The organism is Peptostreptococcus faecalis, from assembly GCF_900240845.1.
Lineage (GTDB): Bacteria > Bacillota > Clostridia > Peptostreptococcales > Peptostreptococcaceae > Peptostreptococcus > Peptostreptococcus faecalis.
In genome coordinates, this window is record NZ_OERU01000018.1 from 1 (window position 1) to 9,614 (window position 9,614).

8 protein-coding genes are annotated in these 9,614 nt (G+C 23.7%); 5 read left to right on the forward strand and 3 right to left on the reverse strand.

Features of this window, described 5'->3' with window-relative positions; translation table 11 throughout:
* The first annotated feature begins 730 nt into the window (after positions 1–730).
* Entirely contained in the window at positions 731–1,381 is a 651-nt protein-coding gene (locus tag C0982_RS10085; protein ID WP_242961465.1) for an ABC transporter ATP-binding protein, read from the forward strand.
* 2 nt (positions 1,382–1,383) lie between these two features.
* On the forward strand, positions 1,384–1,932 hold the full coding sequence (locus tag C0982_RS10090) for a hypothetical protein (protein WP_101772578.1): 549 nt from the start codon (positions 1,384–1,386) through the stop codon (positions 1,930–1,932).
* 827 nt (positions 1,933–2,759) lie between these two features.
* Here the strand turns inward: C0982_RS10090 and C0982_RS10095 are convergent.
* The 3 genes from C0982_RS10095 to C0982_RS10105 form a co-directional block, all read right to left on the reverse strand.
* A complete protein-coding gene (locus C0982_RS10095) occupies positions 2,760–3,344 on the reverse strand; it encodes a recombinase family protein (RefSeq protein WP_242961467.1) in 585 nt (194 codons plus the stop codon).
* Between the two features lie 251 nt (positions 3,345–3,595).
* Positions 3,596–4,225 carry a hypothetical protein gene (locus tag C0982_RS10100; protein ID WP_101772579.1) on the reverse strand — a complete coding sequence of 210 codons (630 nt, stop codon included), beginning with the start codon at positions 4,223–4,225 and terminating at the stop codon, positions 3,596–3,598.
* A gap of 73 nt (positions 4,226–4,298) precedes the next feature.
* Positions 4,299–6,215 carry a DEAD/DEAH box helicase gene (locus C0982_RS10105; protein ID WP_101772580.1) on the reverse strand — a complete coding sequence of 639 codons (1,917 nt, stop codon included), beginning with the start codon at positions 6,213–6,215 and terminating at the stop codon, positions 4,299–4,301.
* A gap of 627 nt (positions 6,216–6,842) precedes the next feature.
* Between C0982_RS10105 and C0982_RS10110 the strand changes: the two genes are divergently transcribed.
* The 3 genes from C0982_RS10110 to C0982_RS10120 all read left to right on the forward strand — a co-directional run bounded on the left by C0982_RS10110 (position 6,843) and on the right by C0982_RS10120 (position 9,390).
* Positions 6,843–7,700, forward strand: a complete 858-nt coding sequence (locus tag C0982_RS10110; protein ID WP_101772581.1) for a tyrosine-type recombinase/integrase — start codon at positions 6,843–6,845, stop codon at positions 7,698–7,700.
* Between the two features lie 188 nt (positions 7,701–7,888).
* Positions 7,889–8,719 carry an AraC family transcriptional regulator gene (locus C0982_RS10115; protein ID WP_101772582.1) on the forward strand — a complete coding sequence of 277 codons (831 nt, stop codon included), beginning with the start codon at positions 7,889–7,891 and terminating at the stop codon, positions 8,717–8,719.
* A 92-nt stretch (positions 8,720–8,811) separates the two neighbouring features.
* Positions 8,812–9,390, forward strand: a complete 579-nt coding sequence (locus C0982_RS10120; RefSeq protein WP_242961469.1) for a DUF1062 domain-containing protein — start codon at positions 8,812–8,814, stop codon at positions 9,388–9,390.
* Positions 9,391–9,614: the final 224 nt, after the last annotated feature.

Below are 9,614 nucleotides of genomic sequence, written 5' to 3' on the forward strand. Positions count from 1 at the left end.
ATTATTATTCTAAAATCATATTGCTTTCCTTTAAATAATTTTTTCATGATTGCGTACCCTCCATTTATATGAATTATACAAATATTATATCGTAAAATTAGGATAATTTAAACTTTGCAACACAACCGAAAAAACAACATATACTCAGAATTAATGAGTATTGAAATATTAGATAATTATGACGTACTGTATACATTTGTGAGAAATATACATATATATTTGTTTTATATTTTGGCTATTATAATCTCCTCTAGTTATATTAAACCTATGTTATTTAATATTGATGAAAAAGTATATATTAGAAAAAAAATAATATTAAATAATTATATAAAAGTATTGCTTTTTTCGCTTGTATTTTCAATTATATATGTATTAGTGCATTTTTTTATATTTTTATTATTCTCAAAATTGAATAATTATATTTATATAAGTAAATATAATTATCTTATAATAATAAGCTTATTTATTATTATATTTACTTCAAATTTAATAAATATGTATATATCGTATTATATCAAAGAAGGGTTAGATATATATGTTATGAATTTTTTTTTAATACCAATATTTATGTTAAAAAATTATTGGATTATATATAATAATAGTTTTATATATTTCAATACAGTCATTAAAAATATATTGAGTAATGTTTTTTTAATAATTGTTATATCTGTATTTTTATATATGAAATACAACAATACAGATATACTTTAGTAAAAAGGAAGGAACTTATATGATGGAAAAAAAATATATTGAGTTGGAAAATGTTTCAAAAACTATAAAAAATAAAAAAGTTCTTAATAATATAAGTTTGACTTTAAAAAAAGGAAAGATATATGGATTAGTAGGAATTAATGGATCTGGAAAAACTATGCTACTAAGGGCTCTTGGAGGATTAATAAGTATAGATGGAAAAATATTTATTAATAGAAAAAGGTTGTTTTTTAATAAAGAATTACCAGAAACAATAGGAATAATAATAGAAAATACAAATTGGATTCAAAATTATACGGGATATGAAAATCTAAAATATTTAGCTGATATAAAAAAGAATATAGATCAAGATAAAATAAATGAATATTTAAAACTATTTGAGCTTTATGATAAAAAAGATTTAAAGGTAAAAAAATATTCTTTAGGAATGAAACAAAAATTAGCGATAATACAAGCAATTATGGAAGATCAAAATTTATTGTTATTGGATGAGCCTACAAATGGTATAGATGAAAAATCTGAAAAAATATTTAAAGAAACCATGTTAAATCTTTCTAAAAAAGGAAAGACAATTATAATAGCTACACATAACAAAGATTTAATAAAAGATATTTCATATAAAACAATAAAAATATCAGATGGTAAAATAAATGAAAAGGTAGAGGATTAGCTATGAAAAAAAAATATATTACAAAAATAATAATCATAATACTTTTATCATTTTCCGTAGTAAGAGTTATACATGTAAATTTAAACAAGCCTACTTATAGTAAAGATTCAATAGTGGGAAAATATACAGAAGTTCGAAATGGTAAATACTACTATGAATTAATATCTTCCAAAGAAATAAACGATAAAGATAAGATAAAAAAAATATCTGAAAGTTTAGATAAAATTCGAGATGCAGCCCTTGATGATAAAAAAATCATAGAAATTAAATTTCGTACGAATGATATTAATCTAGATAAAGAGCTACAATTATTTAGTGGTAATTATTCTACGAAAGCGAGTTTAGGAGCAACTGAATATGACAATGAAAAAAAAATAATGACTATTATTTTTGCATATAATACAAACTGGTATAATAGAAATGAAAAATTTTATATTTCAACTCCGACACCTTATTATAAAAAAGATATATTTGATGATATCGAAAACCATATAAATAAATTGTATGATGATTCGACTAAAAAAAGATTAATATTTGAATTCAATATTTAAAAAGACTGATTATACTATTTACTGTGCTTTTCAGTCTTTTCTTTATTTAATCTTCTCCAAAATTAAGTTCTCCCATAGCTTCATCAAAAAATTCAACAACATTATTATTCTCAATATAAGATTTAATAGTTTTCTTATTTCCTGCACCAGTCAATATTTACCAGTCAATATTTGATTATAAGCACTTTCCATCATCTTGTTCCACATATCTTTAACTTTTATTTATAGCCTATGTTCATTCAATTTCTTTTTTCTTTTGTTGTTAGTTTCAATTTGAAACTCCATTGCTTTTTATTTAAATAGTTCATAGTTTTTAATGTGTACGGCATGTATCCTGTGAATTATTTTACGTCCATGTTACTTTTTATCTTTTTTAATCGATAGCATATTCATTATAGTAACAAAAGCGAATCCAATAAATAATCCTATAGGTATATTTTTAATTCCTAAAATAAGACCTATTGGAATCCCAATACTAGATAAATAGATTGTGATGCAAAGTTAAAAAAAAGACATACTCCACCAATTTATTTCAATTGTATGTTATGTATAAAATAATTGGTTGAAATTTTATAAATTCATTTTAACGGGTAATACTCGCAAAAAATAGAGGCTCATACACTAGTGTTTTCAATGGTTGTAATTAAGTATATAAAATACGTAAAAAGTTTCAATTTTATATGTGTTTAGTACCTATTTTTAACTTATTACACTAAAAATTTTCTGCCTTGTATACGTGAAGTAACCTACCAATATTTTTAACTCAAATTATTAATGAATCAAGATAAGTACCCCCCTATATATTGGTATAAGCAAAGGAGATGTAGCTACATCTCCTTGTTTTGTTCTTGTTCATACTTTTTAATTAGTTTATCAAGTGTTGGTCTTGATATTTCATATAAATTAGCAAATTCTTTTTTTGTAATCTTTCTATTCATGTATTGATTATATAAATCTATAAAGTTGCCTTTTATTTGTCGACCTTCTTTTTTATACTTACCTTTTTCTTTAGCTATTGCAATTCCTTCTGCTTGACGTTCTTTTATATTTGCACGTTCAAATTCATTGATTGCACCTATCATAGTTAGCATTAATTTTCCAGTATGAGTACTTGTATCTATATTTTCTTTAATACTAATTAAATTAACCTTTTTAGAGTTTAATACATCTATTATATCTAATAAGTCCTTTAAGCTTCTAGCAAGCCTACTGAAGTCCAATATAACCACTGTATCGCCATCTCTAACGTAGTTTAGCATATTCGTTAGCTCTATCCTATTCTTATCCTTACCAGATACCTTTTCAGTATATATTTTATCTAAATCATATTTTTCTTGTAGTGCTTCTATCTGCCTATCTAAGTTTTGATCTATACTAGAAACTCTAGCATAACCGATAAACTGACTTTTCAAGTAATCACCTCTTATACAATTTATTTAGTCTTAACCATATAACAAGTATACCATTAAAGTAAAATGAAGTATAGAGTTTGATTTACTGAAAGTAAAAGTATTTTAATAAAAAGCAGATATATACATTGTAATATAACGGATAAAACCGTTGTATATATAGCTTGTATTCAACCTTGATTTACACACAAGAAAACGATATCTTAAAAAGTTAAATATAGTATACTTTAGTTTACTTTTTGAGAAGTATGAAATTATCTTTTTTCTATTTCTAAAAATCTCCAATTAATTAGATCAAAGTCAGTAATTAAGTCATTCATAAAGTTTTTGAAAAAATAATCGTAAATAGCATATCCCACAGCTGTAATATATATTGAATTATCAGCATTATGTTCTGATATTATTCCAGTTGAATACAGCTTTCTTAAACTTTTTTCCATTGATTTAGAAACATTGTTTTTTTCAACTATTCCATCTGAATATTTTACTTCTTGATAAAATAAGAGTCCATTATTCGTTCCTATGAATAATGGGTTATTTACATCTAAAAATAAATTTAAATTTCTATATTCCATATATTTAATGCAATTTAAAGTATACATATCCTCGTATATACATTTATACCATTGTGTTTTATTAATATAATCTCTTATTTCATTTTTTATATGTTTTTTACTTTTTTCACTATAAAATGTTCTGTTAGAATAATATTGAGTTGTTTTATGATCACTTATTCTAAAACAAATGTATTCACTTTGGTTATTGGTTATGCCTACATATATAGATTTTTGATTTCCAGCAACAGAAAATTCAACTAAAGTTTCATCTTCTTTTAATAAATCATATATGTATTTTTTAAATTCTAATTGTTTTTTTATATCCATATAGAATCCTTTCTTTAGTTATTATTTTTTTAAAAAAGCTATATTATAACCAGTTCTTTGTATACTTATATCACTATATTCTTGTAACAATTTCTCTTCGATAGCTTGCATTAGGATCTTTTTTGATATTGTATTTAATATTATTATTCTCTAAAATAAAATTTATATTATCATTACTATATTTACAAGTTAAAGTGTTTAGTTTTAACATTTTTTTAAAAGTTCCTTGAAAAGTACATTTTTTACCTTTTGCATAAACAGTTGTACCTTTTTCTTCATAGTCTTTTGCCCATTTTTCAAGTTGATTTATAATATCAGCTTTTTCTTTTTCACTAAAAATAATATCTTTTAATATATTCTTAGTATTTTCTTTATTAAGTTCTATTTTAGTTGTTTTTCCAATACTATCTATTAAATCTCTGTCATAAAAATAATTAGAAATATGTTTTGCTAGAGAACCTTTACTTTCAATATAACCATGATGTTCTTTAAGATACTCTAGCTCTGCCTTACACACATTTTTAACATATTCATTTGGCAAAATGGTATACTTATCATCCACATAAAAATAAGGTTCGTGTAATTTTTTAGTATGTCTTTCTACAGTGTTATTATCATAAGATTTATATGTTTCCTCTATTTCTTGAAACTTTTCAATAATATTCTCATAATTGAAAGCTGTTTTTTTCAGTATGTATATATTAACATTTTCTGTTTCATCTATTCTTATTCTACCTATTTCTTGTCTTAATGTTATAATATCGTTTTCTAAAATAAAAATATTTTTTATAGGAATATCATTAGGTTTATTAGATTGCCGTACATTTATACCATTATCAAGTATTTTTGTTGAAAATAAGATTTCTTGGTCAAATCTACTATTTTCTATAATTTCATTATAGGTATTTATAGTATTTTTATTTTCAGTGTGTTTTTTTTCAAATCTATCCAATGATTTTTCTTTTTTTATAAGCTCTTGCCATTCAAAAAAGTCTAAGTTATTAGATTTATACTTATAATTTAAATCCTTAACCTCACTATATAAATCTCGAATTTCTTTTTTTATTGCAAAATATTTATCTATTTGTTTTCTATCAATAAAAATAGATAAGCTATCAATAAACTTAAAAATGCTTTTTTCTTTTTCTTTCTCAATCTCTTTTAGTTTAAATCTATTACTTTCATTCTCAATTTTTTTATTTATTTCATCTAAGCTTACACCTTTTTTCTTTATGATATCAATAATATCTTTATTAACAAATTCACTATCAATACTATTAAATATATATTTTCTTATGTTTATATACTGCTCTTTAGATGTAACAAAAACTAATGATTTTTCATTATTAATAATTTTTTCTATTAATACTTCTGCGATTGCTTGAGATGACTGACATTCATAAAAATTATAATTATCATAATTTCTTTTAAGTTTCTTATCAAGATTCCATTCATATATGCGAAGATCATACTTACTATCTCCTTCCCTATGCAATTTAAGAAACACTTCAGGTGTTGCTGATAAGAGAATTTTTTGTTTTTTATTAAGATGGTTAAACAAGTAAAAAAATGATAGATGTACATATTCGTTAAACGAGTAATCAGAAGTAAAATAGTGAACTTCATCAAGAACAAGATATTTACTTTGTTTTATGTCATCAGTTAATTTTAATATATCTTCGCTATTATAATCCTCATTATTTTCTTTAATTGAACTAGCTATTTCTTGATATGTCTTTACAATAATATTTTTGTCAGATGTATCTTTCTTTATCTGATTTTTAAGGACACTTCTATTGCAAATATAGAATACTTTTTCATCCTTCGCCAAACTATTAGTTATGAAGTAAGTTTTATCTGCTCCAGTATCAGCTCTAATTAGTAAGTTCAAGCCAGAATTCTTCCATGCATCGAACATATTTTCTTCACTTCCATCTTTTTTAGATATGATTGCATTATTAATAATATCGCTTATAAACGCTTTTTTCATGGTATCAATTTACCTCCTAAATCCATTGAATTGCTATTAAAATTCAGAAAATTAGGACTTTAGCGAAAATACTATATATATAGTGTTTATGAAAAAGGACTAATTGACTAATAATAGTTTATCATAGTTCTATATATTATTAAATGACACTAAGTAAATAAAGAGGAGTATATATATATATTTAAAATAAAACAAATAACTATATAATTTTTTGGATTATCACTCACGTTTTTAATTAACGTGATAATCCTATTATATACTTATTTATTTTTTGTGTTAGGTTTTACGAGAGTTATTATTATATAGTTAGAGAGTAAAAAAAAGAAAAGATCAAAACCATAAAACCAACTCAAACCATAATCAAGATACTAATAAGGGTTTTGAAAGAATTTTGAAAGGGTTTTGAAATGCAACTTCAATTTTTCGTGTAAGTAAAAAAACATACTATCTAAAGTACCATAGATTAGCTTGTTTCAAGCTCGTAATTAATATGTATAGTGAAAATTGACATATATACTATTATATAATTGATAAAAACGTTAATGATTTATTAGATAAAAGCAGTGTTTTATAAAAATTAAACGAATTATATTATAGAATAAAAAATAATATAGAGGGAGAATTCTTATGTATAAATATTTTTCAGAAGCAGAAAAAATTATAGAAACAGCAATAGAGAGTTTTGGTGTTAAGAAAGTTAGTAGTGAATTTTATAGAAGTAGAATTAGACGTTTCTTTGAAGAGTATATGTCTTTAGAAGAAAATGAATCAAAACCATTAAATACATTAACATATTATGATATAAATATGTATTTAGAAAGATTGGAGTGTAGTGATTCACAAAAAGATAATGTATATAATGCATTAAAGCGATTTTTTCAATATACCTACGAAAAGCGAATAACTAGTGAAATCATTAGTCAAGTAAAAAAACCAAAAACGATAAGAAAACCTAAGGAAACTTTAAATGATAATGACTATTTGAAATTAAAAAAATTTATAATAAGTAAAGAAAATGATTTAAAAGATAGATTACTATTAGGTCTATTTATTTTCACAGGATTAAGCCGAAAGTATATTTCAAATTTAAAAAATAATAATTTCAAGTTTGATGAAGGTGTATATAAATTAAGTATTTATAAAAATAAAAAAATGATAGACTTACCATTAAAAGCAGAACTACAATTAGTTATAAGTCAATATTGCTCTACATTAAATAATGAAGATAAATACAATGATTTTTTAAGTATGGATGAAAATTCGATAAGCGAATATGTATCAAAAAAATTGCTCAATATAATAGGAAAAAAAAGTACGCCAACTATATTATCTAATACATTTATATCTAAAGTACTTTCTAATGGAAATCATGTATATGGGATTAGTAAATTAGCATTAGAATCAATTACCACAATAGAAAATCACGTAAAAAAAGATGATGTTGATTTGGAAAATAAACAAACAGCAATACTAAATAGTTTTTAATACAATTTTTTGAGAGGAATTATATATGAAATACAATAAAGAAAATAAAAAATATACATTTGAAGTGAATAATGGTTGTGTTGCAAATTTTAAAATTCTCTAATTTTGAGATATAATATTACTATAATCCATATAAATGGAGAATACACAATCATAAGATATATATTTAGGTAGGTGAATTTAGATTTATGGATAGAAAACAATTAATCAATAAAAGTATTGATTATATCATGCAACATTTAGATGAAGAACTATCGCTTGATATTATATCTTCAAAATTATATATATCTAAATACTATTTTAGCCGCATCTTTAAAGAAGAAACAGGTGAAAGTGTATATTCTTTTATTAAACGATGTAGGATAGATCAAAGTGCAATAGATATGAAATTAAATCCTACTAGAGCAATTTCAGACATTGGTTTAGATTATGGATATAGCTCCTCAAACTATAGCTCTGTATTTAAAAATCATTTTGATATTTCTCCAACTAAGTTTAAAAAATCAATACCAACCTATAGTATGCCTGTTCCATTTACGCCGGAACTCACTATTAATTTTAAAACAGCAGAAGAATATGCAACTCACATAGAAGTTCAAGAATTCGATGACTTTTTTGTAATATATGAACGCTTCATTGGAAGTTATTCGGATATCGAAAAGCATTGGTATAAATTTTTAGATAAGTACTCATCTTTTACTAATGAAAAAACAATCTTATTAGAGCGTTTTTTTAATGATCCAGCAATTACCAATTCATCACAATGTATTTGCGATATTTGTATGACAATAGACCAAAATTGTGATTTAGATAATGTAATGAAAATCAGTGGTGGTAAATGGATTGTTTATCATTTTAGTGGAGAAATAAAAAATATTTTTGAAACATTACAAGGTGTTTTTAATATTTGGTTACCTAAAAGTGGTTATATAATGGGGAAACGATATGGATTAAATATTTACCATCATATTGACAGAGACAATCACAGAGTTGATATGGATTTATGTATTCCAATTTAATAAAAGCAAGAATTCAGAAGTTAACAAGGTGATTTTCTTTCTATAATTAAAAGTATTTAAAAATACTTTTAATGGAAGGGAGGCCACCTTTTATGATTAATAGCAAAGAAATAACTACTATTATTTGGAATGTAGAATATTGTACACCGCCTGCTATATTACGGTACTGTAAAAAATGTGGAAAGAAAAGAGAATATGTTTGTTCTGGGGAGTTTCGGATAAATGCACAGCAAAAAGTACTAGATGTTTGGTTGATTTATAAATGTGTTCAATGCAATACAACTTGGAATAGCAGCATTTATTCTCGAGTTTCTCCACAGAGTCTGGGAGTTGATTTGCTTGAACGATTCCACAACAATGATGCATTTCTAGCCTTGCAATATGCAATGAATATTTCCATTTTGCATAAAAATGGAGTAGAAATCAAAATGCCTGCTTATAATATTATTGGAGAAGATACATCCTTAGAAAATTCGGTAATCATAAAAATTAAAAGTCAATATATATTACCACTAAAAATATCTTCTGTTTTACGCACTAAGCTTAATCTTTCACGACGTGAATTTGAAAATCTCGTTTCAAACAATAAAATTCAAAGTATTACAGATCAAAATCTAAAAAAGGGAAAATTATTGTCTTCAGAAACTATAATTTTAATTTCAAATACTTGATTAATGGGGTGAAAAAATTAATCGATGAACATCATGAAAAAAGAGCATAAGAACTAAAAGTAAATATTTTAAAGGATGAAAATGATGTAGATAATATGGTTGTGTTGCAAAGTTTAAATTATCCTAATTTTACGATATAATATTTGTATAATTCATATAAATGGAGGGTACGCAATCATGAAAAAATTATTTAAAGGAAAGCAATATGATTTTAGAATAATAAT